General features: G+C 66.7%; 24 protein-coding genes, 2 tRNA genes and 1 pseudogene. 21 read left to right on the top strand and 6 right to left on the bottom strand.

Annotated features, from left to right (window positions below):
• Positions 1-3 precede the first annotated feature (3 nt).
• Positions 4-92 (bottom strand) — tRNA-Ser (locus BST12_RS15835).
• Between the two features lie 87 nt (positions 93-179).
• On the opposite strand from BST12_RS15835, the gene BST12_RS15830 reads away from it, so the two are divergent.
• Positions 180-1,229: a pyridoxal phosphate-dependent aminotransferase gene (locus BST12_RS15830; RefSeq protein WP_083114070.1), complete on the top strand. Its 1,050-nt coding sequence runs from the start codon at positions 180-182 to the stop codon at positions 1,227-1,229.
• Between the two features lie 11 nt (positions 1,230-1,240).
• Positions 1,241-1,714, top strand: coding sequence for a DUF4334 domain-containing protein (locus tag BST12_RS15825; RefSeq protein ID WP_083114069.1), 474 nt, complete (start codon positions 1,241-1,243; stop codon positions 1,712-1,714).
• On the opposite strand, the gene BST12_RS15820 is transcribed toward BST12_RS15825, so the two are convergent.
• Entirely contained in the window at positions 1,690-2,298 is a 609-nt protein-coding gene (locus tag BST12_RS15820; RefSeq protein WP_083114068.1) for a TIGR03086 family metal-binding protein, read from the bottom strand. The genes BST12_RS15825 and BST12_RS15820 overlap by 25 nt on opposite strands.
• A 35-nt stretch (positions 2,299-2,333) precedes the next feature.
• On the opposite strand from BST12_RS15820, the gene BST12_RS15815 reads away from it, so the two are divergent.
• From BST12_RS15815 to BST12_RS15805, 3 genes are read left to right on the top strand one after another with little or no spacing between them, the layout of a single operon-like run.
• A complete protein-coding gene (locus tag BST12_RS15815) occupies positions 2,334-3,158 on the top strand; it encodes a crotonase/enoyl-CoA hydratase family protein (RefSeq protein WP_083114067.1) in 825 nt (274 codons plus the stop codon).
• Positions 3,159-3,172: 14 nt separating this feature from the next.
• Positions 3,173-4,408, top strand: coding sequence for a lipase LipE (lipE, locus tag BST12_RS15810; RefSeq protein ID WP_083114066.1), 1,236 nt, complete (start codon positions 3,173-3,175; stop codon positions 4,406-4,408).
• A gap of 39 nt (positions 4,409-4,447) precedes the next feature.
• Positions 4,448-5,551 carry an Rv2629 family ribosome hibernation factor gene (locus tag BST12_RS15805; RefSeq protein WP_083114082.1) on the top strand — a complete coding sequence of 368 codons (1,104 nt, stop codon included), beginning with the start codon at positions 4,448-4,450 and terminating at the stop codon, positions 5,549-5,551.
• An 83-nt stretch (positions 5,552-5,634) separates the two neighbouring features.
• Here BST12_RS15805 and BST12_RS15800 read toward each other — a convergent pair.
• Both BST12_RS15800 and BST12_RS34880 read right to left on the bottom strand, forming a co-directional pair.
• A tRNA-Ser gene (locus BST12_RS15800) sits at positions 5,635-5,721 on the bottom strand.
• A 566-nt stretch (positions 5,722-6,287) separates the two neighbouring features.
• Positions 6,288-6,878, bottom strand: a pseudogene (locus BST12_RS34880) (PPE family protein); the annotation flags it as partial.
• Positions 6,879-7,008: 130 nt separating this feature from the next.
• Between BST12_RS34880 and BST12_RS15790 the strand changes: the two are divergent.
• The gene (locus BST12_RS15790) at positions 7,009-7,986 is read left to right on the top strand and encodes an NAD(P)H-quinone oxidoreductase (protein WP_211281282.1); all 978 of its coding nucleotides are present in this window, start codon (positions 7,009-7,011) and stop codon (positions 7,984-7,986) included.
• Here the strand turns inward: BST12_RS15790 and BST12_RS15785 are convergent.
• On the bottom strand, positions 7,983-9,179 hold the full coding sequence (locus tag BST12_RS15785; protein WP_083114063.1) for a cysteine desulfurase-like protein: 1,197 nt from the start codon (positions 9,177-9,179) through the stop codon (positions 7,983-7,985). The two genes, BST12_RS15790 and BST12_RS15785, sit on opposite strands and share 4 nt — an antisense overlap.
• A gap of 142 nt (positions 9,180-9,321) precedes the next feature.
• Here BST12_RS15785 and BST12_RS15780 point away from each other — a divergent pair, with 142 nt between their 5' ends.
• The 12 genes from BST12_RS15780 to BST12_RS15725 all read left to right on the top strand — a co-directional run bounded on the left by BST12_RS15780 (position 9,322) and on the right by BST12_RS15725 (position 23,831).
• Positions 9,322-11,292: a DUF6541 family protein gene (locus BST12_RS15780; RefSeq protein ID WP_083114062.1), complete on the top strand. Its 1,971-nt coding sequence runs from the start codon at positions 9,322-9,324 to the stop codon at positions 11,290-11,292.
• Positions 11,293-11,320: 28 nt separating this feature from the next.
• The gene (locus BST12_RS15775) at positions 11,321-11,854 is read left to right on the top strand and encodes a bacterial proteasome activator family protein (protein WP_139801709.1); all 534 of its coding nucleotides are present in this window, start codon (positions 11,321-11,323) and stop codon (positions 11,852-11,854) included.
• 3 nt (positions 11,855-11,857) lie between these two features.
• Positions 11,858-12,670 carry a galactan export ABC transporter ATP-binding subunit Wzt/RfbE gene (gene wzt, locus BST12_RS15770; RefSeq protein WP_083114061.1) on the top strand — a complete coding sequence of 271 codons (813 nt, stop codon included), beginning with the start codon at positions 11,858-11,860 and terminating at the stop codon, positions 12,668-12,670.
• Entirely contained in the window at positions 12,667-13,581 is a 915-nt protein-coding gene (gene glfT1, locus BST12_RS15765) for a galactofuranosyltransferase GlfT1 (RefSeq protein WP_083114060.1), read from the top strand. The genes wzt and glfT1 overlap by 4 nt, the downstream gene beginning before the upstream one ends.
• Positions 13,578-14,408 carry a galactan export ABC transporter permease subunit Wzm/RfbD gene (gene wzm / locus BST12_RS15760; protein WP_083114059.1) on the top strand — a complete coding sequence of 277 codons (831 nt, stop codon included), beginning with the start codon at positions 13,578-13,580 and terminating at the stop codon, positions 14,406-14,408. The genes glfT1 and wzm overlap by 4 nt, the downstream gene beginning before the upstream one ends.
• Before the next feature lie 17 nt (positions 14,409-14,425).
• A complete protein-coding gene (locus tag BST12_RS15755) occupies positions 14,426-15,280 on the top strand; it encodes a class I SAM-dependent methyltransferase (RefSeq protein WP_083114058.1) in 855 nt (284 codons plus the stop codon).
• Between the two features lie 125 nt (positions 15,281-15,405).
• Positions 15,406-17,097, top strand: a complete 1,692-nt coding sequence (locus BST12_RS34265; RefSeq protein WP_083114057.1) for a PE family protein — start codon at positions 15,406-15,408, stop codon at positions 17,095-17,097.
• A 27-nt stretch (positions 17,098-17,124) separates the two neighbouring features.
• The gene (locus tag BST12_RS15745; protein WP_083114056.1) at positions 17,125-18,270 is read left to right on the top strand and encodes a beta-ketoacyl-ACP synthase III; all 1,146 of its coding nucleotides are present in this window, start codon (positions 17,125-17,127) and stop codon (positions 18,268-18,270) included.
• 8 nt (positions 18,271-18,278) lie between these two features.
• Positions 18,279-18,527, top strand: coding sequence for an acyl carrier protein (locus BST12_RS15740; RefSeq protein WP_245850340.1), 249 nt, complete (start codon positions 18,279-18,281; stop codon positions 18,525-18,527).
• Positions 18,527-21,475 carry a type I polyketide synthase gene (locus BST12_RS15735; RefSeq protein ID WP_083114054.1) on the top strand — a complete coding sequence of 983 codons (2,949 nt, stop codon included), beginning with the start codon at positions 18,527-18,529 and terminating at the stop codon, positions 21,473-21,475. The genes BST12_RS15740 and BST12_RS15735 overlap by 1 nt, the downstream gene beginning before the upstream one ends.
• Positions 21,472-22,206: a thioesterase II family protein gene (locus BST12_RS15730; RefSeq protein WP_083114053.1), complete on the top strand. Its 735-nt coding sequence runs from the start codon at positions 21,472-21,474 to the stop codon at positions 22,204-22,206. The genes BST12_RS15735 and BST12_RS15730 overlap by 4 nt, the downstream gene beginning before the upstream one ends.
• Entirely contained in the window at positions 22,203-23,831 is a 1,629-nt protein-coding gene (locus BST12_RS15725) for a fatty acyl-AMP ligase (RefSeq protein ID WP_245850337.1), read from the top strand. Before BST12_RS15730 ends, BST12_RS15725 begins: the two co-directional genes overlap by 4 nt.
• A gap of 68 nt (positions 23,832-23,899) precedes the next feature.
• Here the strand turns inward: BST12_RS15725 and BST12_RS15720 are convergent, their stop codons facing one another.
• Entirely contained in the window at positions 23,900-24,622 is a 723-nt protein-coding gene (locus tag BST12_RS15720; RefSeq protein WP_083114052.1) for a C39 family peptidase, read from the bottom strand.
• A 141-nt stretch (positions 24,623-24,763) separates the two neighbouring features.
• On the opposite strand from BST12_RS15720, the gene BST12_RS32020 reads away from it, so the two are divergent.
• From BST12_RS32020 to BST12_RS15705, 3 genes are read left to right on the top strand one after another with little or no spacing between them, the layout of a single operon-like run.
• Positions 24,764-25,225 (top strand): GTP cyclohydrolase I, encoded by a 462-nt coding sequence (locus tag BST12_RS32020; RefSeq protein WP_170062134.1) that lies wholly within the window; start codon positions 24,764-24,766, stop codon positions 25,223-25,225.
• Positions 25,218-25,742, top strand: a complete 525-nt coding sequence (locus BST12_RS15710; protein ID WP_083114051.1) for a 6-carboxytetrahydropterin synthase — start codon at positions 25,218-25,220, stop codon at positions 25,740-25,742. Before BST12_RS32020 ends, BST12_RS15710 begins: the two co-directional genes overlap by 8 nt.
• A gap of 44 nt (positions 25,743-25,786) precedes the next feature.
• The gene (locus BST12_RS15705; RefSeq protein ID WP_083114078.1) at positions 25,787-26,002 is read left to right on the top strand and encodes a hypothetical protein; all 216 of its coding nucleotides are present in this window, start codon (positions 25,787-25,789) and stop codon (positions 26,000-26,002) included.
• Positions 26,003-26,015 lie beyond the last annotated feature (13 nt).

Here is a 26,015-nt window from a genome sequence, read left to right as displayed (position 1 = left end):
TCGCGGAGGCGAGAGGATTTGAACCTCCGGTCCCCTTTGAGGGGGACAACTCATTAGCAGTGAGCCCCATTCGGCCGCTCTGGCACGCCTCCCATGGACTTTCTGAGGGTACCGGACTCCGGAATCCCGCAGCAGCCGCCGGAGGCATAGCGTACACAGCCGCAACATATGCTGTCGACGTGACTGCCCGCCTGCGGCCCGAGTTGGCCGGGCTGCCAGTTTACGTTCCCGGCAAGACGGTGCCCGGCGCAATCAAACTGGCCAGCAATGAAACGGTGTTCGGCCCACTGCCCAGCGTTCGGGCGGCCATCGAACGCGCCACCGACGTGATCAATCGCTACCCCGACAACGGATGCGTGCAGCTCAAAGCCGCGTTGGCGCAGCATCTAAGCGTCGCGCCCGAGAACATCGCCGTCGGTTGCGGTTCGGTCAGCCTGTGCCAGCAGCTGGTGCAAATCACCGCCTCGGCGGGCGACGAGGTGATCTTCGGGTGGCGTAGCTTCGAGCTGTACCCGCCGCAGGTCCAGGTCGCCGGCGCCATCCCGATCAAGGTGCCGTTGACCGACCACACCTTCGACCTGTACGCGATGCTGGCCGCGGTCACCGACCGCACCCGGCTGATCTTCGTCTGCAACCCCAACAATCCGACGTCGACCGTCGTCGATCCTGACGCCCTCACCCGATTCGTCGAGGCGGTGCCACCGCACGTCCTGATCGTTGTCGACGAGGCCTATGTCGAGTACGTCCGCGACGGCATGGCACCCGACACCCTGGGCCTGGTCGGCCGCCACAGCAATGTCGTGGCGCTGCGAACGTTCTCCAAGGCGTACGGGCTGGCGGGCCTGCGGGTGGGCTACGCGGTCGGCCACCCCGAGGTGATCGTCGCGCTGGACAAGGTCTACGTGCCCTTCACCGCCACGAGCATCTCCCAGGCCGCGGCCATCGCGTCCCTCGAGGCCGCCGACGAGCTACTGGCCCGCACCGACGCGGTAGTCGCCGAGCGCGATCGCGTCAGCGCAGCGCTGCGGGCCGCCGGTTTCACACTGCCGCCGTCGGAGGCCAACTTCGTCTGGCTGCCGCTCGGGCCGCGCACCCAGGACTTCGTCGAGCAGGCGGCCAACGCCCGCATCATCGTCCGCCCGTACGGCACCGACGGAGTCCGGGTCACGGTCACCGCCGCACCGGACGAAAACGACGCCCTGCTGCGGTTCGCCCGGGACTGGATCTGAGGAGTGCACCAATGAGCTTGGCGCGCAAGAAGTTCGACGATTTCAAGAAGCGCACCGGCGCGATTGCCGACCAGGAGCTCGACGAATTCTGGGCCGAGCTCGAGCCGGCGACCATCGACGGCATGATCGGCGAATGGAAGGGCGGTGAATTTCTCACCGGCCACCGGATGAACGGAAAACTCGAGCAGGCCGGCTGGTTCGGCAAGACCTTCAAATCGGCCACCGACGTGCAACCACTCGTGTGCCTGGACGCCGAGGGAAACAAGTTCTCCAACGTCAAGATGGGCAAGGGCGAGGCCAGCCTCTGGCTCGAGGAGTTCCGCGGCGAGCTCACCGCGACGATGGTCTACGACGGCCAACCCGTCCACGACCACTTCAAGAAGATCGACGACAACGCCGTGCTGGGCATCATGAACGGCAAGGGCGTGATCGACGTCCAGGACGGCGTCGGCCGCTACTACTACTTCTTTCTCGAGCGGCTGTAGGCGTCACCGGGGTTGCGGCCGGTGAACGCGACCAACCGGTCCAGCGGTCCGGCGGTGTCGGACATGTCGATCGGGGCATCGAAACCGGCCGCGGCGCGCTCGTGCGGCTTGATGATCGTCTGCGCCAGCGCCAGGACGTATTCACTCAGCGAATCCGGGGTGTCGATGTCATGTCCCACTGCCACCGCGTAATCCCACGCGTGCACGAGGAACTCGATCGAAAACACCGAGACGGCGACCCTGGCGGGCATCGAGCCGGCACCCAATGACACCTCGCCCTCTAGACCACGCCGGTGCCAGGCATCCAATGCCGGGCGCGCCGCGGCGATCACCAGTCGTTCTACCGAGTCGGTGTCATCGCTCACGGAGAATTCCGCGCCGGCCATGCCGCCCAGCGCCGTTATCGAATTCATCAGATGCCCGGTCAGCTCCTTGACGTTGTACTCCGAGCACGGCGTCTGCTTGGCCTTGTCGTCGCCGGCGATGATGTGCAGCACTTGCTGCAGCACACCGAGACAGGCCTCGGCGCTTTGCAGCTCGTCGGTCGGCGGAGAATCTGGTCCGGGTCGCAAATCTGGGGGCATATTCGCCACGCTACGGTTCACGCTACGGTCTCGATATGGGCGAAACATACGAATCCGTCACCGTCGAGACCAAAGACCAGGTCGCGCAAGTGACGTTGATCGGACCGGGCAAGGGCAACGCGATGGGGCCCGCCTTCTGGTCGGAACTGCCGGGGGTGTTCGCGTCGCTGGACGCCGATCGCGAGGTCCGGGCCATCGTCATCGCCGGATCCGGCAAGAACTTCAGCTACGGCCTGGACGTGCCCGCGATGGGCGGCACGTTCGCCCCGCTCATGGCCGATGGCGCGCTGGCCCGCGCGCGCACCGAGTTCCATGCCGAGGTGCTGCGAATGCAGAAGGCGATCAACGCCGTCGCCGACTGCCGCACCCCCACCATCGCGGCGGTGCAGGGCTGGTGCATCGGCGGTGCCGTCGACCTCATCTCCGCGGTCGACATCCGCTATGCCAGCGCCGACGCCAAGTTCTCGGTGCGGGAAGTCAAACTGGCCATCGTCGCCGACATGGGCAGCCTGGCCCGTCTTCCGCTGATCTTGAACGACGGGCACCTGCGGGAATTGGCGTTGACGGGTAAGGACATCGACGCGGCCCGGGCCGAGAAGATCGGCTTGGTCAACGACGTCTATGCGGACGCCGAGGCTACGTTGGCCGCCGCGCACGCAACCGCCGCCGAAATCGCCGCCAACCCGCCGCTGGCGGTGTACGGCGTCAAGGACGTGCTCGACCAGCAACGCACGTCGGCCGTCTCGGAGAACCTGCGCTACGTCGCCGCCTGGAACGCGGCGTTCCTGCCGTCCAAGGACCTGACCGAGGGCATTTCGGCGACCTTCGCCAAGCGCCCGCCACAGTTCACCGGAGAGTAAGCCCAGTGGCCGCAATGACCCCCGACGGCAAGATCCGTGTTCCGGCCGACCTGGATGCCGTGACGGCGATCGGCGACGAGGACCACTCCGACATCGACAGCGCCGCCATCGAACGGATCTGGCAGGCCGCGCGCCACTGGTACCAGGCCGGCATGCACCCGGCGATCCAGTTGTGCATCCGGCAAAACGGGCGGGTCGTGCTCAACCGCGCGATCGGGCACGGCTGGGGCAACGGCCCGACCGACGAGCCCGACGCGGAGAAGATCCCGGTCACCACTGACACACCGTTCTGTGCGTACTCGGCGGCCAAGGCCATCACCGCGACCGTCATCCACATGCTGGTCGAACGGGGCGTCTTCTCGCTCGACGATCGGGTGTGCGAGTACATCCCCTGCTACACCAGCCACGGCAAACACCGCACCACCATCCGGCACGTGATGACCCACAGCGCCGGCGTCCCGATCCCCACCGGGCCGCGCCCGGATGTCATGCGCGCCGATGACCACGAGTACGCCCAACAGAAGCTCGGCGAGCTGCGGCCGCTGTATCGACCGGGTCTGGTGCACATCTACCACGCGCTGACCTGGGGCCCGCTGGTTCGCGAACTCGTCTACGCGGCCACCGGTAAGGAGATTCGGGAGATCCTGGCCACCGAGATCCTGGACCCGCTGGGCTTCCGGTGGACCAACTACGGCGTGGCCCCCGACGACGTCCCGCTGGTTGCGCCTAGCCACGCGACCGGACGGCCGCTGCCGCCGCTGATCGCCGCCATCTTCCGCCGGGCCATCACCGGAACCATGCACGAGATCATCCCGTACACGAACAAGCGGCTCTATCTGACGACGGTGATCCCGTCGTCCAACACGGTGTCGAACGCGAACGAGCTGTCCCGGTTCATGGAAATCCTGCGCCGCGGCGGTGAGCTCGACGGCGTGCGAGTGCTGAGCCCCGAGACGGTGCGCGGCGCGGTCAGGGAGGCCCGGCGGTTGCGTCCGGATCTGGCGACCGGGCTGGTCCCACTTCGGTGGGGCACCGGATTCATGCTGGGCTCGACCAAGTACGGCCCGTTCGGGCGCAATGCGCCGGCCGCGTTCGGCCATCTGGGACTGGTCAATGTCGCGGTGTGGGCCGACCCCGAACGCGGCCTGTCCGCGGGATTGATCAGCAGCGGCAAGCCCGGCCGCGACCCCGACGCTGGGCGCTACGGTGCCTTGATGAACACCATCACCGACGCGTTCCCACGACTTTGAACGCGTTTGTGCCTCGCTTGGGTGGGAACCCAATTCGCCATGGATTCCGAACGCTTCCGCAATTTGTTGGAGACGCCTGGACCCTTCGTGTCGGTGTACTTCGAGGACTCACACAACACACATGACGCCGCCGAGCAGCTCGACCTCAAATGGCGGGCATTGCGCGAGCAACTCGAGCGCGAGGGTGTCAACGAGTCGGTGACCGCCGATATCGAGCGCGCCGTGCTGGATTTACGACCGCCGATCGGCTGGAGCGGGCGCGCGGTGGTCGCCGGTGCCGACGGTGTGGTGGTCAACGAGCACCTACTGCGTCCCACCGCGACGACGGTGGTCCGGGTCTCCGAGCTGCCCTACATCGTCCCGATCGTCGAGCACGGTTTTGAGACGCCCGACTATCTGTTGGTGGTGGTCGACCACACCGGCGCCGACATCACCGTCCACATCGACGGGGCCTTCCGCACCGAAACGGTCGACGGCGGTGGCTACCCCGTACACAAGGCTTCCGGAGCCGAGACGGCGGGCTACGGCGACCCGCAGCCGCGTACCGAAGAGGCCGGCCGCAAGAACGTGCGCGCGGTCGCCGAGCGCGTCGCCGAGTTGGTCGACGGCAACCGGACCGACGCGGTTTTCGTGGTGGGCGAGGTGCGCTCACGGTCCGATCTGCTGGCCGAGCTACCGGAGCGGGTGCTGGTCAAAGCGGCGCCGCTCCAGGTGGGCGCGCGACACAGTGGGCACGACTTCACCGAAGTGCAGCAGGCCATCGAAATGTGGTTCCAGCGGCGCCGTCTCAACGCCATCGACGATGCTGCGGGGCGCTTCGGCGCTGAGATCGGCCGCCAAAGTGGGCGGGCCGCAGAGGGTTTGGGCGCCGTTTGTTCGGCGCTGCGCCAGGGCGCGGTCGACACTTTGATCGTCGGCGATATCGGGGATGCCACCGTGGTCGCCGACGAAGACCTGACCACCGTGGCCCCCAACGCCGACGTGCTCTCCGAGCAGGGCGCAGCTCCCGCCAGGACGTTGCGCGCCGACGAGGCGTTGCCGCTGTTCGCGATATCTGTTGGGGCGGCACTGGTACGCACGGACGAGCGGATCGCACCGGCCGACGGCATCGGCGCGGTGTTGCGGTACGCGCCCAGCCTCTAATTTCTGGGCCGCGAGCGTGCGCAGAATGCCAGCTGCGGCGGCGTGTCTGCGTGCAGACACGCACGCTCGCGAGACGAAATGGGCGGTGGCGGAGGGATTTGAACCCCCGGACGGTTTTAGCCGTCTCTCGCTTTCAAGGCGAGTGCATTAGGCCGCTCTGCCACGCCACCGCCGATAAGGGTAACGGGCCGGGCTCGCAGAGTCGCACCGATGGCATCGCATCGATCACATCTGGCGGTTACCACGAGGTCGGCAGCATCGGCGCCGGGAGACTACCGCCGAATTCCTCGGCGCGCAGCGTGGCAAACCCGCGCGGCCCCGCGACGGCACCGGATTCGCCGGACCCCAACACGCCCACCGACGGAATGCCCACACTCGTCGCGGAGCTGATGGCGTCAACGACGTTTTCCGGCAACGCGAATGGCAGTGAGTTCAACGTAGCGCTGGGATTTACCAAGGCGGCTCCCAACATCGGCCATTGCTGAAAGAGCCTGAGGCCGAACGCATACACCGCCGGACTCCATTGAGTCAGGGTGCCGAAGGGATCATCGACAAAGGCACTGATCTTGTTGATCAGTTCGAAAACGGGATGCACCACGAACATCACCGACTCGTGCAGTCCCCATGTGTCGGCGTCAAAGAACACCGACCACACATTCCAGATGAACAGCAAGTGCTCGAGCAGGATCCAGTCAATGCGCAAGGCGTGGCCGGCCTCGGCGAGAGCGCCGATCTCAGCCGCGGTGTAACCGGCCCGGCTGACGCCGGGCTTGACCAATGGGGGCGCCGGCGTGGCCGGCGGCACCGACGCCACCGCCGCACCCGCGGTCGCCTCATAAATACTCATCGCGGTCGCGGCCTGAATCCACATTCGCCCATAGTCAATCTCATTGAGCGCGATGGGGATCGTGTTGATCCCGAAGAAATTCGTCGCCACCAGCACACCGTGAACGAGGTGGTTAGCGGCTAGCTCACCTGAGGTGGGCATGGCCGCCAGCGCACCTTCGTAGGCTGCTGCCGCCGCCTCATGCTGTGCGGCGATCTGCGCATTGTCGGCGCTGGTCTCGGCCAACCACGCCACATACGGCAGGTGCGCGGCCGCATAGCTGTCTGAGCTGAAGCCCTGCCACGCCCCGGCCTGCACGCCGGCCAGCACAGCTGTGAGTTCTTCGGCCGCCGCGGTGTATTCGACACTCAGCGCCGTCCACGCCGCTGCGCCCGCCAACAGGGATCCCGCACCGGGACCGGCATTCAGCAACGCCGAATGCACCTCCGGCGGGGAGGCGACCCAAAGATGCGATGAAAAAGACTGACACTCAAGGAGCATTTGCTGCGTCACCGGCGACACCAATTACACACGCAACGAACTATAAATTAGGCACAATGTATGCATAGTGAATTGTTGATGTCTGGTGGATGTCCGGCGGTGATCTCCTTGCTCGGCTAGCGTGGCGCTCATGCGCGCCATCGTCGCCGAATCCCCCGAACAGCTGGTCTGGCAGGAAGTCCCCGACGTCACCGCCGGACCCGGTGAGGTACTCGTAAAAGTGGCCGCCGCCGGCGTCAACCGCGCCGACGTGCTGCAAGCCGCCGGCAAGTATCCACCCCCGCCGGGCGCCAGCGAAATCATCGGCATGGAGGTCAGCGGCACCGTCGCCGACGTCGGCCCCGGCGTCACGGAATGGGCTGCGGGACAAGAGGTTTGCGCCTTACTGACCGGGGGCGGCTACGCCGAATACGTCGCCGTCCCGGCCGGTCAGGTGATGCCCGTTCCGCCGACGGTCCACCTGCTCGACTCGGCCGCTCTACCCGAAGTCGCCTGCACGGTGTGGTCGAACCTGGTGATGACCGCGCACCTGGCGCCGGGCCAGCTGCTGCTGATCCACGGCGGCGCCAGCGGCATCGGCAGCCACGCAATCCAGGTGGCCCGCGCGCTTGGGGCGCGGGTGGCGGTCACCGCCGGATCACCGGAGAAACTGGAGCTCTGCCGCCAGCTCGGCGCCCAGATCACCATCTCCTACCGGGACGAGGACTTCGTCGCCCGCCTCAAGGAGGAGACCGGCGGCGCCGGCGCCGACGTGATCCTCGACATCATGGGCGCTGCCTATCTGGACCGCAATATCGACGCACTGGCCAGCGACGGGCAGCTAGTCATCATCGGCATGCAGGGCGGGGTCAAGGCCGAGCTGAATCTCGGCAAGCTAATGGCCAAACGAGCGGGGGTAATCGGCACCACACTGAGAGCCAGGCCGGTGAGCGGCCCGAACAGCAAAACCGCTATCGCCCAAGCGGTTACGGCCTCGGTATGGCCGATGATCGCCGCGGACCGGGTGCGCCCGGTGATCGGCACCCGGCTGCCCATCCAAGACGCATCGGAGGCACATCGAATCATGGTGTCGGGCACCAGCTTCGGAAAGATCCTGCTTACCGTCTAGCCCAAGGACGCCAGCGCGCGCACCAACTGGTCGACTTCGGCCATCGTCGAATAGTGCGCCAGCCCAACCGTCACCGCTCCGCCGATGTCGTTGACGCCCAGCACATCGAGCACCCGTGAGCTGGCGTTGGCGATGGCCAGAATTCCGTTGTCCGCCAATCGCTGTACCACCCGGTCGGCGGGCACCTCTTGGACGGCAAAGCTGACCACCGGGATACGCGCCTCGGGCCGGCCGAGCAGAATCACCAACGGCAACGATCGCAGCGACGCCATCAGATAGTCGAAGATCCGGTTCAAGTACGCGCCGGCGGAGTGCATCGATACCGACAGCCGTTCGCGCCGGCTGCCGCGCGCCGACTCATCGAGCGATGCAAGGTATTCGATACTGGCAACCACTCCGGCCAGCAGACCGAACTGGTGCACGCCAACCTCGAGGCGCGCCGGCCCGGTGGCATAGGGGTTGGTCGAGACCGAGGCGAAGGAATTCATCAGTGTCGGATCGCGGAACACCATCGCCCCGATGGGCGGTCCGCCCCACCCGACCGCGTTCACCGCCACCACGTCGGCGTCGGTTTCCTTGATGTCGATCAGGCGGTAAGGCGCGGCGGCGGAATGGTCGACCACCACCAGCCCGCCCACGTCGTGCACCAGTTTGGTCATCGCCCGCAGATCGGTGACCGCGCCCAGCGTTCCGGATGCGGACGCGACGGCAACCAGCCGGGTCGACTTACCGATCAGACTTTCCCACTGCCAGGTCGGCAGGTCACCGGTTTCGATGTCGACCTCGGCCCACTTGACCTTGGCGCCGTAGCGGTGCGCCGCGCGCAGCCACGGGGCGATGTTGGCTTCGTCGTCGAGGCGGCTGACGATCACCTCGTACCCCAGGCCGGCACGCGAGGAGGACGCTTCGGCCAACGACGCCAGCAACACCGCACGATCGGCACCCAGCACCACGCCGCGCGGGTCCGCGTTGACCAGATCGGCGACCGCCTCGCGGGCCGCGTCCAGCACCGCCGCGCTGCGCCGCGCCGACGGGTGCGCACCGACCGTGCTGGCGCCCGACCGACGGAAGGCGGTCGACACGGTGGTGGCGACCGAATCGGGAATCAACATGCCGGCCGGCGCATCGAAGTGCACCCATCCGTCACCCAGCGACGGGTGCAGTCCTCGCACCCGGGCGACGTCGTAGGCCATGCCAGCCACCTTAGAGCTCTCGCTATTTCCGCAAATTTGGTGACAGTTATAGGACGGTTGTAGCGGGTGTCCCAGGCTGCGTCAGACGCTCCAGCCACTTGGGCTTCGCGAGCCAGGCCACCCGGCCAGCCATACTAGTCGAGTGAGCTTGTTGTTCGGAACGCTGATCGCATTGATTTTGCTGATCGCACCGGGAGCCATCGTCGCGCGAATCGCGCAGGTGAGTTGGCCGATCGCCATCGCAGCGGGACCTCCGCTGACCTACGGCGTCGTGGCCTTGGCGATCATCCCCTACGGTGCGCTCGGCATCCCCTGGAACGGATGGACGGCGCTGGCCGCCCTCGCGATCGTTTGCTTAATAGCAACGGGTTTGCAGCTATTACTCGCCCGCTACCGCGACACCGAAGCCGAGGCTCGCGCCGTCAGCCCCTGGGCCGGATTGACCGTGGCGGCCGGGGTGCTGCTCGGCGTCGTGCTCATCGGCTGGGCGGCCTTCAGCGGCATCTCACACTGGCAATCCGTCCCCAGCACCTGGGACGCGGTCTGGCACGCCAACGAGGTGCGCTGGATCCTCGACACCGGCCAGGCGTCGTCGACCCACATGGGCGAGCTGCGCAACGTGGAGACCCACGCGTTGCTCTACTACCCGTCGGTGTTTCACGCCCTGGCCGCGGTGCTGTGCCAGCTGACCGGGGCCGCCGCGACCACCGGATACACCCTGACCTCGCTGGCCGCGGCGATCTGGTTGTTTCCGGTCAGCGCGGCGGTGCTGACCTGGCGCGTCTTGCGCTCCCACACCACCGAATGGCGCACCGCGGGCGCGGCGGCAACGGCGGCGGCACTCTCGGCGTCGTTCACCGCGGTGCCCTATGTCGAGTTCGACACCGCCGCGATGCCCAATCTGGCCGCCTACGGCGTCGCGGTGCCGACCATGGCGTTGATGACCTCGACCCTGCAGCACCGCGACCGCATCCCGATAGCGGTGCTGGCGCTGGTCGGGGTGTTCTCGGTGCACATCACCGGCGGCATGATCGTGGTGATCCTGACGTCGGCGTGGTGGGCGCTGGAAGCGCTGTGGCGTCCGGTGCGCAACCGGCTGTCGGATCTGCTCACCCTGGCCGGTGTCGCCGTGATCGCTGGGCTGATCCTGTTGCCACAGTTCCTCAGCGTGACCCAGCAGGAAGACATCATCGCCGGGCATGCCTTTCCCACCTACCTCAGCAAGCGGCGCGGACTCTTCGACGCGGTCTTCCAGCATTCGCGGCACCTCAACGATTTCCCGGTCCAGTACGCGATGACCGCGCTGGCTGTTGTCGGCGGGCTCATTCTGCTGGTCAAGAAGGTCTGGTGGCCGCTGGCGGTGTGGCTGCTGCTGATCGTGATGAACGTCGACGCCGGCACCCCGCTGGGCGGTCCGATCGGCGTGGTGGCCGGGGGCTTCGGCGAGTTCTTCTACAAAGACCCGCGACGCATCGCCGCGGCAACCACCCTGCTGTTGACCGCCGGCGCGGGGCTGGGCTTGTTCGCCATCGTGGTGTTCGCAGTTGCTCTGGCGAAGGTGCTTACCAGCCGTTTCAGACCCATGCCGGCGCGCTTCTGGGCGTCGGCTACCGCGGTGTTGCTGCTGGTTTGCACGCTGGTCAGTAATTGGCATTACTTCCCGCGGCACCGGTTTCTGTTCGGCGACAAGTACGACCAGGTGATGGTCAACGACCTTGACCTCAAAGCCATGGCGTACCTGGCGAAACTGCCCGGGGCCCGCGACACCATGATCGGCAACGCCAATACCGACGGCACCTCCTGGATGTATGCGGTGGCCGGTCTGCACCCGCTCTGGACGCACTACGACTACCCCGTCCAGGCCGGCCCGGGCTACCACCGGTTCATCTTCTGGGCCTACGCCCGCAAAGGCGACAGCGATCCACGAGTCGTCGAGTCGATCAAGGCGCTCAACATCCGCTACATCCTGACCAGCACCCCCACGGTCCGCGGGTTCGCCGTCCCCGACGGGCTAGTCTCTCTGGAGAAATCGCCCTATTGGACGATGATTTACGACAACGGCGGAGCCCGCATTTTCGAATATCGCGGGAATGGCGCGACGACACGCCGCTAAGAGGCACGGCTAAGAGGCACGCAAGAGGATGGTGACTGGGTTGAGTACCGGCAGCGACGATTCAGATGACGGCATCGAGATCATCGGCGGCATCGATCCGCGGATCATGGCGGTCGCTGACGACGATTCCGACGAGCGATCGCTGACCGATCTCGTCGAACAGCCCGCCAAGGTGATGCGGATCGGCACCATGATCAAGCAACTGCTTGAGGAAGTCCGCGCCGCACCGCTGGACGAGGCCAGCCGCACCCGGCTGCGCGATATCCACGCCACCAGCATCCGGGAACTCGAAGACGGCCTCGCGCCGGAGTTGCGTGAGGAGCTCGACCGGCTGACGCTGCCCTTCAACGAGGACTCGGCACCCTCGGACGCCGAGTTGCGCATCGCCCAGGCGCAATTGGTCGGGTGGCTGGAAGGACTGTTCCACGGCATTCAGACGGCACTATTCGCCCAGCAGATGGCCGCACGCGCCCAGCTAGAGCAGATGCGGCAGGGTGCGCTGCCGCCGGGGATCGGCACGTCGGGGCATGGCGGCCCGCACGGCACCGGACAGTACCTGTAAGCCGTGTCGACCGGCCCGCACATCGTCACCCGCGAGGCGTGGGTGGAATTTCCCATCTTCGACGCGAAGTCGCGTTCGCTGAAGAAGGCCGTCCTGGGCAAGGCCGGTGGCACGATCGGGCGCAACAACTCCAACGTCATCGTCATCGAGGCGCTGCGCGACATCACCATGGAACTGAACCTGGGTGACCGGGTGGGCCTGGTTGGGCACAACGGGGCCGGGAAATCGACTCTGCTGCGGCTACTTTCGGGCATCTACGAACCCACCCGCGGTTCGGCCAAGGTCACCGGCCGGGTGGCGCCGGTCTTCGACCTGGGCATCGGCATGGACCCCGAGATCTCCGGCTACGAGAACATCATCATCCGCGGCCTGTTCCTGGGTCAGACCCGCAAACAGATGATGGCCAAGGTGGATGAGATCGCCGAGTTCACCGAGTTGGGCGAATACCTGTCGATGCCGCTGCGCACGTATTCCACCGGTATGCGGGTGCGGCTGGCGATGGGCGTGGTCACCAGCATCGACCCCGAGATCCTGTTGCTCGACGAGGGCATCGGCGCGGTGGACGCCGACTTCTTGAAGAAGGCCCAGTCGCGGCTGCAAAGCCTGGTCGAGCGTTCCGGAATCCTGGTATTCGCAAGCCATTCCAATGAATTCCTGGCCCGGCTGTGTAAGACGGCGATGTGGATCGACCATGGCGTGATCAGGCTCACCGGCGGCATCGAAGACGTGGTGCGGGCCTATGAGGGCGAGGACGCCGCACGGCATGTGCGCGAAGTGCTTGCCGAGACCCAGGCTTCCTCCGACGAGCGCCGGTGAGCGACGCCGTCATCGCCGTCGTGGTCACCCACCGGCGCCCCGAAGAACTCGCCCGGTCGCTGGAAATGCTGACCACCCAAACCGTGCCGCCGGAAAAGGTCATCGTCATCGATAATGACGATTCCGGCGACAGCCGGGTGCACTATGTCGTTGCCGGACAAGACATCCCGTCGATCTACCTCAATTCGCGCCGAAACCTCGGTGGCGCAGGAGGTTTCGCGCTCGGCATCCTGCTCGCGCTGGCACACGGCGCCGACTGGGTGTGGCTTGCCGACGACGACGGGCACGCACAGGACACCCGTGTGCTGGAGACCCTGCTGGCGTGCGCCAACAAGCACGGGCTGGCCGAGGTGTCGCCGATGGTGTGCAACATGGACGATCCGGAGCGGCTGGCGTTTCCGCTGCGGCGCGGCTTGGTATGGCGAAGGCGCGCAAGCGAATTGCGCACCGAACCCGGACAGGACCTGCTACCCGGGATCGCGTCTTTGTTCAATGGGGCGTTGTTTGCAGCGTCCGCGCTCGAGGTGATCGGCATCCCGGACACCCGGCTGTTCATCCGCGGCGACGAGGTGGAGATGCACCGCCGGCTGGTCCGGTCCGGCCTGCCGTTCGGTACCTGCCTGGACGCGGTTTACCTGCACCCCTGCGGATCCGACGAGTTCAAGCCGATTCTGGGCGGGCGCATGCACACCCAGTACCCCGAGGACGCCGGCAAGCGGTTCTTCACCTACCGCAACCGTGGCTACCTGTTGTCCCAGCCGGGGATGCGCAAACTGCTGCCCCAGGAGTGGCTGCGATTCGGGTGGTTCTTCCTCGTGACTCGCCGCGACCCCAAGGGGCTGCTGGAGTGGTTTCGGTTGCGCCGCTTGGGACGTCGGGAGAAGTTCGGACGGCCTGGAGGTTCGGCATGACATTCATCGATGCGGCTGCGCAGTCCAAAACCTTTGCCCGCGCCCGGGGCGACCTGATAGCCGGGTTCCGTCGCCACGAGCTGTGGCTGCACCTCGGTTGGCAGGACATCAAGCAGCGCTACCGGCGCTCGGTGCTGGGGCCGTTCTGGATCACCATCGCCACCGGGACGACGGCCGTGGCGATGGGCGGTCTGTACTCCAAGCTCTTTCACCTCGAACTGTCGGAGCACCTGCCCTACGTCACGCTCGGGCTGATCATCTGGAACCTGATCAACGCTTCCATCCTGGAAGGCGCGGACGTCTTCGTCCACAACGAGGGCCTTATCAAGCAACTCCCGACGCCGCTGAGTGTGCACGTCTACCGGCTGGTGTGGCGACAGATGATCTTGTTCGCGCACAACATCGTGATCTACGTCGTCATCGCCGTCATCTTTCCCAAGCCGTGGTCGTGGGCCGACCTGTCGGTACTGCCCGCGCTGGCGCTGATCATGCTCAATTGCATTTGGGTGTCACTGTGTTTCGGCATCCTGGCCACCCGCTACCGCGATATCGGGCCGCTGCTGAACTCGGTGGTGCAGCTGCTGTTCTTCATGACGCCGATCATTTGGAACGACACCACGCTGCAGCAGCAGGGTGCCGGGCGCTGGTCGAAAATCGTCGAACTCAACCCGCTACTGCACTACCTCGACATCGTGCGGGCGCCGTTGCTGGGCGCGCCCCAGGAGTTGCGGCACTGGGCGGTGGTGGTGGTGCTGACGATCGTCGGCTGGGTGATGGCGGCATTCGCGATGCGCCAATACCGCGCTCGCGTGCCGTACTGGGTCTAGCGCGCGGAGGAACCGCGGTGCCAGCTCAGGAACCAGCTCAGGAACCAGCTCAGGAAAGGGTCGACGCGACCCTGCTGACGGGCGTCTCGGAAACCGCTCTGCTCACCCTCAACGGCAGGGCCCACCAAGCCGGGCTACCAGACGGCATCATCGACGACCCGATGGCGATCGGGTTAGTCGCATCCATTGACTTCGATTTCGCAAAGTTCGGCCGCAAGGGCCAGGAGATGGCGTTGCGTTCCCTGGCTGTCGACAGGTGCGCGATCAGGTACCTCGCCGACCATCCCAACGCCACCGTTGTCGCCCTTGCCGAAGGATTTCAAACCAGCTTCTGGCGGCTCAACGCCGCTCTGCCGGCCACCCAATTCCGTTGGGTATCAATTGATCTGGCTCCGGTGGTCGAGCTGCGCCGGCGCCTGCTGCCGCCGTCGCCGCGGATCACCGAACTTGCGCAGTCGGCGCTGGACTACACCTGGATGGACGAGATCGACAGCGCGAACGGCGTTTTCGTCACGGCCGAGGGGTTGCTGATGTACCTACAACCGCACGAGGCGCTGGGACTCATCGCCGAGTGCGCGCGGCGGTTTCCCGGCGGGCAGTTGTTCTTCGACGTGCCGCCGACCATCGTGAAGAAGCTGGCACCGAGAGGCATGCGATCGTCCCGGCATTACCGGGTGCCGCCGATGCCGTTCAGTCTGTCGGTTCGGCAACTGGCGCATCTGACGAGCACCGTTCCCGGCGTCCGGGCGGTCCACGATGTGCCGATCCCCAGGGGCCGCGGCTGGTTCTTCGGAACCCTGTTCCCGGCGTTCTGGCGCTGCCCTCCGATCAAGCCGTTCCGCGGCGCCTATGCGCTGCTCGAATTCGGCTGACATCTGGCAAAACCTCTGGCAAAAACTCGACGTCGGAGCACGTGCTCCGCTACAGTCTGTAAGTCGCCTGCATCTGCGCGTTGTGGGTGGCAGACCCGTTGCTTCACCCGCGAGAGGCGGACGCGATGTCGTTTCTGATGGCGGCACCCGAACAGCTGGCCGCTGCGGCCACAGACATCGCAGGCGTAGCCGCGGCGGTACGCGCCGCCAACACCGGGGCATTTGCTCCTACCAGCGCTTTGGTTGCCGCCGGTGCCGATGAGGTGTCGACGGCACTGGCCTCGCTGTTTGCCGGGTACGCCCAGGAGTATCGGGCGCTGAGCAGCCAGGTCGAGGCGTTTCACCTGCGGTTTATCCAATTGTTGAGCACGACCGCCGGTTCGTATGCCTGGGCTGAGGCCGCCGGCGCCAATCCGTTGCAGAGCTTGCTGGATGCTGCTAATGCTCAGACCGAGGCGTTGCTGGGACGGCCGCTGATCGGTGACGGGGGCGGCAGTGGCGGGGCGGGCGCCGCCGGAGGCGCCGGCGGCAGCGGCGGGATGCTGTACGGCAACGGCGGCGCCGGCGGCGCCGGCGGGATGGCGCTGGCCAGGGTCAACGGCGGCAACCCCGGGGCCGGAGGCCACGGCGGCAGCGCCATGCTGTTCGGCAACGGCGGCGACGGCGGTCAAGGCGGCGCGGCCCTGGCCGGCGCCAACGGGGCGAACGCGGCTTACGCCGGCTCCCCGCCCGAGCAAGGAGCCGTCGGCGGATTCGTCTCCGGCCAGGACACCGCCAGCGGCACCGTGGCGGTGCATGGCAACACCGGCGCCCAGGGCACGACAGGCGGCCCCGGCGCTACCGGCGGAACCGGCGGCAACGGCGACTTCGCGCTCGCGACCGGCGTGCCCGGCTCCACCTCTGTCTCGGCGACGGGCGGCGACGGCGGGGCCGGCGGTGCGACGGGTCCGGGCGGCACCGGGGGCAGCGGCGGCAACGGCGGCCACGCGTCGGTGTTGGTCAACAACGCCTCCGGAGCGCTCTCGGCCACCGGAGGCAATGGTGGTGCGGGAGCAACCGGCGGCGATCAGGGCGGTGCCGGCGGTGCCGGCGGTATCGGTGGCGACGCCACCGCCTCCGACACACTCGTCGCCGCGAATGCGCGTGGCGGCAACGGCGGCGCTGGAGGCGCCGGCGGCACCGGCGCCGTCGGCGGCAACGGCGGGGCCGGCGCGAGCGGGGGCAACGGCGGCCACGGTGGACTGCTGGTCGGCAACGGCGGCAACGGCGGCGCCGGAGGGATCGGCGGCCACGGCGGCGCCGGCGACACCGGCGGGATGGGCGGTGCGGGCGGCAAGGGCGGCACCGGCTACGTCGGTGTCAGCGACAGTGGGCAGGACCCACCACCGCCGTTCCAGCCTGCGACCGTCGGCGACGGCGGTAGCGGCGGGGCCGGTGGCGCCGGTGGCACCGGCGGTGCGGGTGGCGTCGGCGGCGCCGGTGGGCGCGGAGGCGCGGCCGGACTGTTGAGCGGCATGGGCGGCAATGGTGGCGCCGGCGGGCTGGGGGGCGACGGCGGCAGCGGCGGCATGGGCGGCCACGGCGGGAATGGGGGGATGACCGACAGCAGGGGCACACATATACACGGGCCGGGCGACGCCGGAGCCGCCGGCGCCGGCGGCATGGGCGGTGCCGCGGGCGCCGCGGGCAACGGGGGCAGCGCGGGCCCCGGTGGTGTCCTGTTCAGCTCCGCAGGAGCAGTGGGCGTCGGCGTCAGTGGCACCGAGGGCAGCCAAGGCACCCGCGGCACTGCCGGCCAACCCGGCGGCACCTTCTAACCGCGCAGCCGACGAGAGGAAACGACCGTGAGAGACGTCTACATCACCGCATGCGCGGCGGCCATGCCCAACAATCCGGTCGACAACGACTCCATGGAGCAGGTTCTCGGATACGTCGGCGGCAGCCCGTCGCCGCTGCGCAACCGGATTCTGGACAGCAATGGCATACATACCCGCTACTACGCCATTGACCCTGTGACACATGAATTCACGCATTCGAATGCGGAACTGACGGCCGAGGCCATCCGCAATCTCGACAACGACGGGGTCGACGTAGCAGGTATGCAATCGCTGTTCTGCGGCACCTCCTCGCCCGATCAGCTGATGCCCGGCCACGCCCTGATGACCCAAGGCCTGCTTGGCATCTCGGAAATCCCGGCGGTGACCACCGCCGGCATCTGTCTCAGCGGACTCACGGCTTGGGAATACGCGTGGCTGAGCGTGGCGAGCGGCCGTTACGACAATGCGGTTGCCAGCGGTTCGGACCTATTGTCGCCGCTGATCGCCGCCAATACGTTCTCGGCGGAGGTCGAGCAGAGAACCGTCGATCCGGAGATCGGTTTGGCGATCGCCTTCGAGAAGGACTTCCTGCGCTGGATGCTTTCCGATGGCGCCGGCGCGATGTGGCTGGCACCCGAGCCCGCCGACGATCGGCTGAGTTTTCGGGTGGACTGGATCGAAACCTTCTCTTACGCAGGTGAAATGCCGGTGTGCATGCACCGCGGCCTCAAGGTTGATGACGGCGGCCGGACGACCGGGTGGTCGCAGCTGAACCCGACCGAGTGCATCGAGGACGGTGTGTTCGCCATCCAACAAGACGTGCGGATGGTGAACAAGAACATCGTCCACTACACACTCGAGAAGCCGTTGTCGAAGCTGATGGCGAAGTACGACTTCAAGGGCGAAGACATCGACTACCTGCTGCCGCACTATTCTTCGATGTACTTCCACCAGCGCTCGGCCGACGCGCTGGAGCGGATCGGATTGAACATCGAACAGAGCAAGTGGTTCACCAACCTGACCTACAAGGGCAACACCGGGGCCGCGTCGATCATGATCATGCTCGACGAGCTGTATCACTCGGGGCGGGTCAAACAAGGCGACCGGATCCTGTGCGGCGTTCCCGAAAGCGGTCGGTTCTCCACGGGTTTCGCGCATCTGACAGCGGTATGAACTCGATGATGAGCACCGAGGTCTCCGACTTGGCGGATTGGCTCGTCGGCAAGGTCGCCGCATACCTCAATGTGTCGCCCGCGGCCGTCGACGCCGATATCCCGTTGGCCGACTGCGGCATTGACTCTGCCATGAGCCTGTCGCTGTGCGCTGACCTGCAGTGTGAACATGGCTTCGAGGTGGAGACGACCATCGTGTGGGATTACCCGACCATCAACGCGATTGCGGAGCATCTGGTCGGCGGGCAGGGCGGCTGATGACGCCGATCGCTGTCGTCGGCATCGACTGCCGGTTTCCGGGCGCGCGCGATAAGGACGCGTTCTGGCGCGTCTTGCTGGACGGCGTGGTCACCGACACCGAAATACCCCCGCAACGCTGGAATGTGGACCGCTATTACCATCCCGACGGAATCGCCGGCTCGATGAACACCCGTCGCGCCCACTTCCTCGACGACGCCGACGCATTCGACAACGAATTCTTCGGCATCGCCCCGGTCGAAGCCGCGGTGCTGGACCCGCAGCAGCGATTGTTGCTCCAGGCGTCCTGGCGAGCCCTCCAAGACGGGGGCATCGACCCGAAGTCGCTCGCCGGCACGGCAACCGGAGTGTTCGTCGGAGTGATGTCCGGCGAGTGGGGCAATCGGCAGATGTACGACTACCCGCGGCTGACCCCGTTTCACGGGTCGGGCAGCGGCTATTTCATGTTGGCCAACCGAATCTCCTATCACTTGAACCTGATCGGACCGAGCATGGCGATCGACACCGCCTGCTCGTCGTCGCTGACAGCGCTGCATCAGGCCTGTTCGGCGTTGCGCGCGGGCGACGTCGATATCGCCATCGCCGGCGGGGCGAACCTGGTGCTCACTCCCGCGCTCTCGGTGTTCTATACCCAAGCCGGATTGTCGGCGCCGGACGGACGCTGTAAACCGTTCTGCCAGAACGCCGATGGCATCGGCCGCGGTGAGGGCGTGGCGGCGGTGGTGCTGCGGCGGCTCGACGACGCGATTGCCGCGGGCCAGCCGATCTACGCGGTGGTGAAAGCCTCAGCGGTCAACCACGACGGCCGCAGTAACGGCGTCACCGCCCCGAATCGCCGATCTCAAGCGGAATTGATGCGGCGCACATTGCGCCTGGCCGAGGTCGACGCGCAGCAGCTCGACTTCGTCGAAGCACATGGCACCGGAACGGTTCTGGGCGACATGATCGAAGCCAACGCACTCGGCGATCTGCACCGGTCACGAACCGGTGCGCCATGCCTGCTGGGCTCGGTGAAGGGAAACATCGGCCACACCGAGGGAGCAGCGGGGATAGCGTCGTTCATCAAAGCGTGCCTCTCGCTGCATCATCGGGTGCTGCCGGCCACGGTCGTTGTCGGACAACCCAATCCGGGGCTACGCCTGGGATCCCAAGGTCTCACTCTTACGCAGGGCGCCCTTGAACTTTCCCCGGAAGGCACGCTGGCAGCGGTGAGCTCATTCGGCCTGGGCGGCAGCAATGCTCATGTGGTGCTGGAATCGGCACCTGTTGTGATGCCGGCGCGTAACGGCGCCCTGGGCGTGCTGACGCTGTCGGCTCCGCACGAACGGGCGTTGCGCCGCAATGCCGAGACCTACCAGCACGCGCTGCGCGACCTCGATGGCCAGCGAGTCGGCTCCTGGTGTCATACCACCAACGTGGTCAACCGGTCGCACCGGCATCGATTGGTCGCCCACGGCGATCGGGACGGGTTGCTGGCCAGCCTGGAAGGGTACCTGAACGGCGATGGAGCCGAACTGGTTTCGTCGGCGCCGATTCGTAAGGGAGAGGCGGACGTCGGTCTCTTGTGTTCGGGCCAGGGCACCCAGTATGCCGGGATGACCCGACTGCTCTACCACAGTCATCCGGCCTATCGGGAACAACTGGAAGCGGTGTGCGCCGTTCTCGACCGCCACCTGCCGGCGAGTCTGTTGGCCACAATACTCGGCGAACAACCCGGTCTCGACGACACCCGATTGGCGCAGCCCGCACTGTTCGCCGTCGGCTATGCATTAGGAAAGACGTTGCTGGACACCGGCATTCGTCCGGCGTTCGGCATCGGTCACAGCATCGGTGAGATCACCGTGGCGGCGTTGGCCGGTGTCCTCTCGGTAGCCGACGCCGCCGCGATGGTGGTCACCCGCGGCGAGCTGATGGGGGCACTGGAACCCGGGGGCGCCATGATCGCGGTGGATGTGCCGCTAGAGCAGGTGCATCCACTGGTTGACGCGGACCCGGAATGTGCGGTAGCTGCCGTGAATGGTCCACGCGCCGTGGTCATCTCCGGGCCGGCCGCAGCGCTGGCCACGCTCAGCGCCGACATCCGCCGCGGTGGCGGACGGGTGCAGCAACTTACGGTGTCGCACGCTTTTCATTCGCCGTCGATGCGGCCCGTCGTCGCCGATTTTCGGCATGCGATCTCGGGTCTGGTACCGAAAGCGGCGGCCTTTCCGATTTTTTCGACGGTTACCGGCACACAGGTCGACGGGCTCGACATGGATGCCGACCACTGGGCGCGACAGATCTGCTCGCCGGTACGGTTCGGCGATGCGCTCGATGCGGCCACCCGCGCGGTGCGCACCTCTTACGTCGCCGAGGCAGGCCCACGAGCAACCCTGCTCAGCTTGGCTCGCCAATGTGGACTGCCGCCGCAGATCCGCTCGCTACGGCTGTGTGGCGGGCCTGAGTCGACCGGATCGGAGCTATTGGAGGTCGCGGCGGTGCTGCTGCGTGACGGGTATTCGCCTGACCTGTCACAGCTTTACGGCCGCCCGCTGCACACGCTGGAGCACATTGCGCCCTACACCTTCGATGCCACCAACCGGTTCTGGTTCACCGAAGCTGCTGCGCCGCAAGCGGAGCCGAGCAATGCGGAGCCGAGCAAAGCGGAGCCGAGCATAGAACCAGCCGATGACGCGCGCGCGGCGCCGTCCGATCTGGCGGGTGAGGTGCTGGTCTTGATCGCGCGGGTGGGCGGCTACCCGGTGCACGAGATAACCCGGTCCAGCCGGCTCAGCGAGGACCTGGGCTACGACTCGCTGCTGCAACTGCGTCTGTTTGAGCAGGTACGCCGCCAGTATCCGCAACTGGCGCTGAAGAGCGTTGCGGACCTGCCGTCCAGCGTCGACAGTGTGGGCTCTTTGGTCGACTTGATGGTGGAGCGTCTCAGCGTGGCCGGTGCCGTCCGGTGAGCGCTATCGAGATGGTGTGTTTCCCGTACGCGGGCGGCGGCGCAATGTCGTTCAACCTGCTGCGCCGGGATCTGTTGGCGGCCGGTGCCCGCGTCAACGTGACCACGGTGGAACTTCCCGGCCGGGGTATCCGGCGCGACGAGGCCCGCTTTGTCGATGCGGTGGCGTGTGCGCGGTCGCTCGCTGCGGAACTCGGCGACCTGTTGTGCGCGCCTCATGTCCTGCTCGGCCACAGCATGGGAGCGTTGCTTGCATATCTGGTTGCACAGGAACGCATTTCGCTGGGGCTGCGGCGGCCCGAGGCGATGGTGGTGGCGGCCGCCGCCGCACCCCACCTGATCGAAGACCCCTACGGTCTCGAAATGATCGACGATCACGACCTCGCTCTCGAGCTCGCGAGCTTCGGCGGACTGCCGGCCGGGCTGCTGTCGCAGCCGGAGTGGCTGGACGCGTTGATGCCGGCCATCCGCGACGACCTGAGGATCTGTCAGTCCTATCGCCGATCCGCCGCCCCGCCACTGCCCTGCCCGCTGCATATCCTGGGCGCCTACCACGACCCGCTGGTGCCGGTCGATGCGTTGGCCGCCTGGGCGGACTACGCGATTGCGCCACAACCGGTCCGGCTCTTCGCCGGCGGCCATTTCCTGTTCCAGCGATCCAATCCCGACGTGGTGACCGCAATCGCCGGCATCGCCGACGACGCACTCCGACAAGAGGAACCCGCCTGTTGAGCAGTCTGATTCGCGAGATCATCGCCGTCGCCGCGGCCACGCCGCACGGCCTGAACTTCGGCCCGGTCGCCGACCCGAAGCGGCTGAGCTGGGGCGAGGTGCACCGAGCGGCCGTCGGCATGTCTAATACCCTGGCCGCCAACGGCATTGACCGCGGTGACGCGGTCGCGGTATTGGCCGGGGACGCATCCGACGTCGCACCGCTGGCTCAGGCGCTGTGGATGCGCGGCGCCGCGCTGACCATGCTGCAACACCCGACGCCGCGTATCGATCCGGCAGTCTGGGCTGCCGACACGGTGCGCGCGGTGCGCATGCTCGGGGCGTCCGTCGTTGTCGTCGGCGAGCCGTTCGGCATGGCCGTGATGGCGTTGGCCGCGGCGGGGTTGACCGTGTGCACCGTGGACTCGTTGCGCGGCGACGGTCCCCTTGCGCTGCAGCCCACCGACGACAGCGACATCGCGATGCGCCAGCTCACCTCGGGCTCTACCGGAATCCCGAAGGCGGTGCAGATCAGCCACGGCAATCTGAACGCGAACATCGAAGCGACCCGGCTGGCAGTGGACCTCGTAGCCGGCCGCAGCGTGACCGTCAGCTGGCTGCCACTCTGCCACGACATGGGCATGGTCGGGTTTTTGTGTGTACCGATGAGATTGGGCCTTGAGGCCGTCGTGATGCGCACCGATGAGTTCCTGCGGCGGCCGATCGTGTGGGCCGAGATGATCAGCAAGTTCCGGGCGACCGTCACCGGCGGCCCCAATTTCGCCTACTCCGTGCTGGCCCGGGTACTCGAGCGTGCCGATCCGCGCGCGATCGACCTGTCGTCGCTGCGGGTGGCGATCAACGGCGCCGAACCCATCGATCCCCGCGACCTCAAGCACTTCGCCACCGTGGGAGCGCGTTTCGGTATGGGACCCGGAGTGCCCACCCCGTTCTACGGACTGGCCGAAGCGACGTTGACGGTGACGGCCGGCTCCTTCCTCGCACCCGCCGTCGTCGACCATGTCTCCCGCCGGCGGATGACGGTGGCCGATCGTGCCGAACCTGCCATCTCCCAAGCCCAGGATGTGCAACACATCGTCTGCGTCGGACTGCCGGTCAGCGGCACCGAGGTGCGCATCACCAAGGACCGGAACATGCTGGGCCCCAGGGAAATCGGCACGATCGAGCTGCGGGGGCCATCGGTCGCCGGCAGTTACCGCACCCTCGAAGGCGTCGTGGCGCTGGCCGGGCAGGACGGCTGGTTCGACACCGGCGATCTCGGTTACCTGGACGAACAAGGACGGCTCTACATCTGCGGGCGCAGCAAGGATCTCATCGTGCTGGCCGGCCGGAACCTCTACCCGCACGACATCGAGCGGGCCGCCGCTGGGGTCGAGGGCGTGCGCAAGGGATGTGTGGTGGCCCTGCGGGTGGATGCCGATCGTGAGGGTTTCGCGGTGCTCGCCGAGGTCTACGACCGCTACGACGAGCAGGCGCGCACCCAGATCCGCCGCGACATCGCCGCGCGGGTCAGCACCCACGTCGGGCACACACCGCGCGAGGTGCGGTTGCTCGCACCCGGCAGTCTGCCCAAGACCACATCGGGCAAGCTGCGCCGCACCAGCGCTCGCGCGCTGCTTCAGTAGCAAACGGCAGGACTGGCGCAGGGGAAACCCCCCGCGGGCGGCAGGAGCCGATGGCTCGCCGAGCGGGCCTAGGCGGTCGCTGCAGTGACGATCATGGCGCCGCTGCTGGTGGCCCATGCTTGTACGAAGACCTCGATCGGCACCGTCTCGTCCTTGCCCTGCGGGACTGCGCTGTCGTTGATATGCACTTTGCCGCTCGCGGTGTCCACACCGGTGACGACGACGGCGTGGTCGGCGGCCGGGTTGCCGCCGGTGTCCTTTGTCTCGACCGGGATGCCCCAGATGAGCTCGGCGTTCACCCCCGCGATCACCTTGTGTCCCGCGACCAGATAGTGCTCGAGCGCATCCAGATCGCCGCCGTTTACGAGTGCGGCGCTGATGCCGTAGCGCGCCAGCAACACCGGCAGGTCCGCCGGTTCGGTGCCCTGGCCGGTGTGGTTGACGTCGTTTTCGTCCGTGGGCGGCGTGTACACCGGTCCGGGGTGCACGCGGCTGGGCATCCGGCGCGCGACGGCGATGATCTCCTGCTCGGAGACCACTCGGTGGGTCAGCTGGCCGATCACGTCGGCGGCTGCCATCAGCCCACAGTCGTCGAGCGATTGTTGAGCCCAGTACGGGGCGGCAGCGGCCGGATCCCCGTACATCCGCGCACCGGTGGCGTCGTCACGCGACTGCGCTGCCGCATGGGCAAATCCCGTCGCCAAACCCACGGTGAGTGCGACGCCAAAGGCCGCCAGCGCGGCGTTGCGGACCGCCGTGCGTGCGGTACCGCCGAGGTTGCGAATGCCCATGGAAAGAGATTCGGACGGCGGCCTGTTCGGAAACTCCGCGAATTCTTGGAAAGCGGATTCTGGCAGCGGGAAAGCCGCGGCTCGAGGATCCTCCAAGAATCCTTTGAGGATCCGCCAAGACGTCGACAAGAGGCTGAAGCCGTGCCACAGACAGCCTCAATACCCCTGCTGCAATTCCCACTCAACCGCCCCGCCGTCGCCGACACAGAACTCGTGCTGGCCCCTGAGGTCGCGTTCCAGTCACTGTGCGAGCATCATCTGCTGCCCTACAACGGCGTCGTGCACATCGGGTATCTGCACGGCGAAAACCTCTTAGGTACAACGGATTTGACCCGGCTCGTGGAGGCGTGTTCGGGCGGCATTCAAGATCAGCAACGGATGACCACCCGGATAGGCCTGTGGTTGCACCACCAACTCAGGTCTCGTGGGCTCGGCGTACTGGTGGAGGGCGACTACACCTGCGCGGCGGGCCGAGGCCGCTTCGCTGGACCCAAGACCACCCTGGCCTGCTACGGCTCGCTGCGCCACAGCGCTACGGGCCAACGCGAATTCCTCACGCTGGCAAGAAGGGAACTCCGAAAGGGAAGGTTCGGAAATGACTGACATGCCGTTGGCCGACGTGGTGCAGATCGCTACCATGCACCGCCCTGACGCCCCCATCGGCCGCACAGCACGGTTTCATCTTCGTAAGCGCTTCGGCGATCTGCCCTGCTGTCATCGCTCGTGGTCCCGTCCGGGCAAGCGATTCTTCCTGCACGGCTACGAGCGCACCTTCGAGATCGAATTCGCCTGCGCCGAACCGGATCCCGGCACCGGCGTGGTGCTGGATATCCGTATCCTCAAAGACGTGCGGGTGGCGCTGCGTCGGCAGTTCGACCACACCACACTGATCGCCGCCGACGACCCTCAGCGCGATTTGTTCGAGCTGCTGGCCGACCAGGGCGTCATCGATCTGCGGATCATGGAATGCACCGGGATGGAGGGGTCGGCGGCATGGGTGTTCGACACCGTCGACCGCATCGTCGGGCAAGCAACCCGCGGCCGGGTTTGGGTGTCGCGGATCGAGGCGCGGGAGAACCGCAACAACGTGATCACCCTGACCGCCGAACCGGCGGATTGAGCCGTGACTCGACGGTGACCACGTCGGAGGAGCAGTATGCCATCGTGACTGACGTCTCGCTGATCGGTTGCGTGGGGACGTTGATCGTGGCGACCCGCGGCCGCCACGGCGCCGGCGAGGTGCTGCTGAGCGTGCGCGGATCGAAGGAGGCCTTCTTGGCCCGGTCCGACGAACCGCTGCCTAAGGGCACCAGGGTACTGGTAGTCGAAGCCCGGAGCCCGCGGACCGTCGTCGTCGAGCCTTGGCTCGAAATCCTTTGAAAACCAGTGAACA

Source organism: Mycobacterium angelicum (genome assembly GCF_002086155.1).
Lineage (GTDB): Bacteria > Actinomycetota > Actinomycetes > Mycobacteriales > Mycobacteriaceae > Mycobacterium > Mycobacterium angelicum.
Note: the sequence above shows the minus strand (reverse complement) of the source record. Positions and strands in the feature narration are given on the sequence as shown.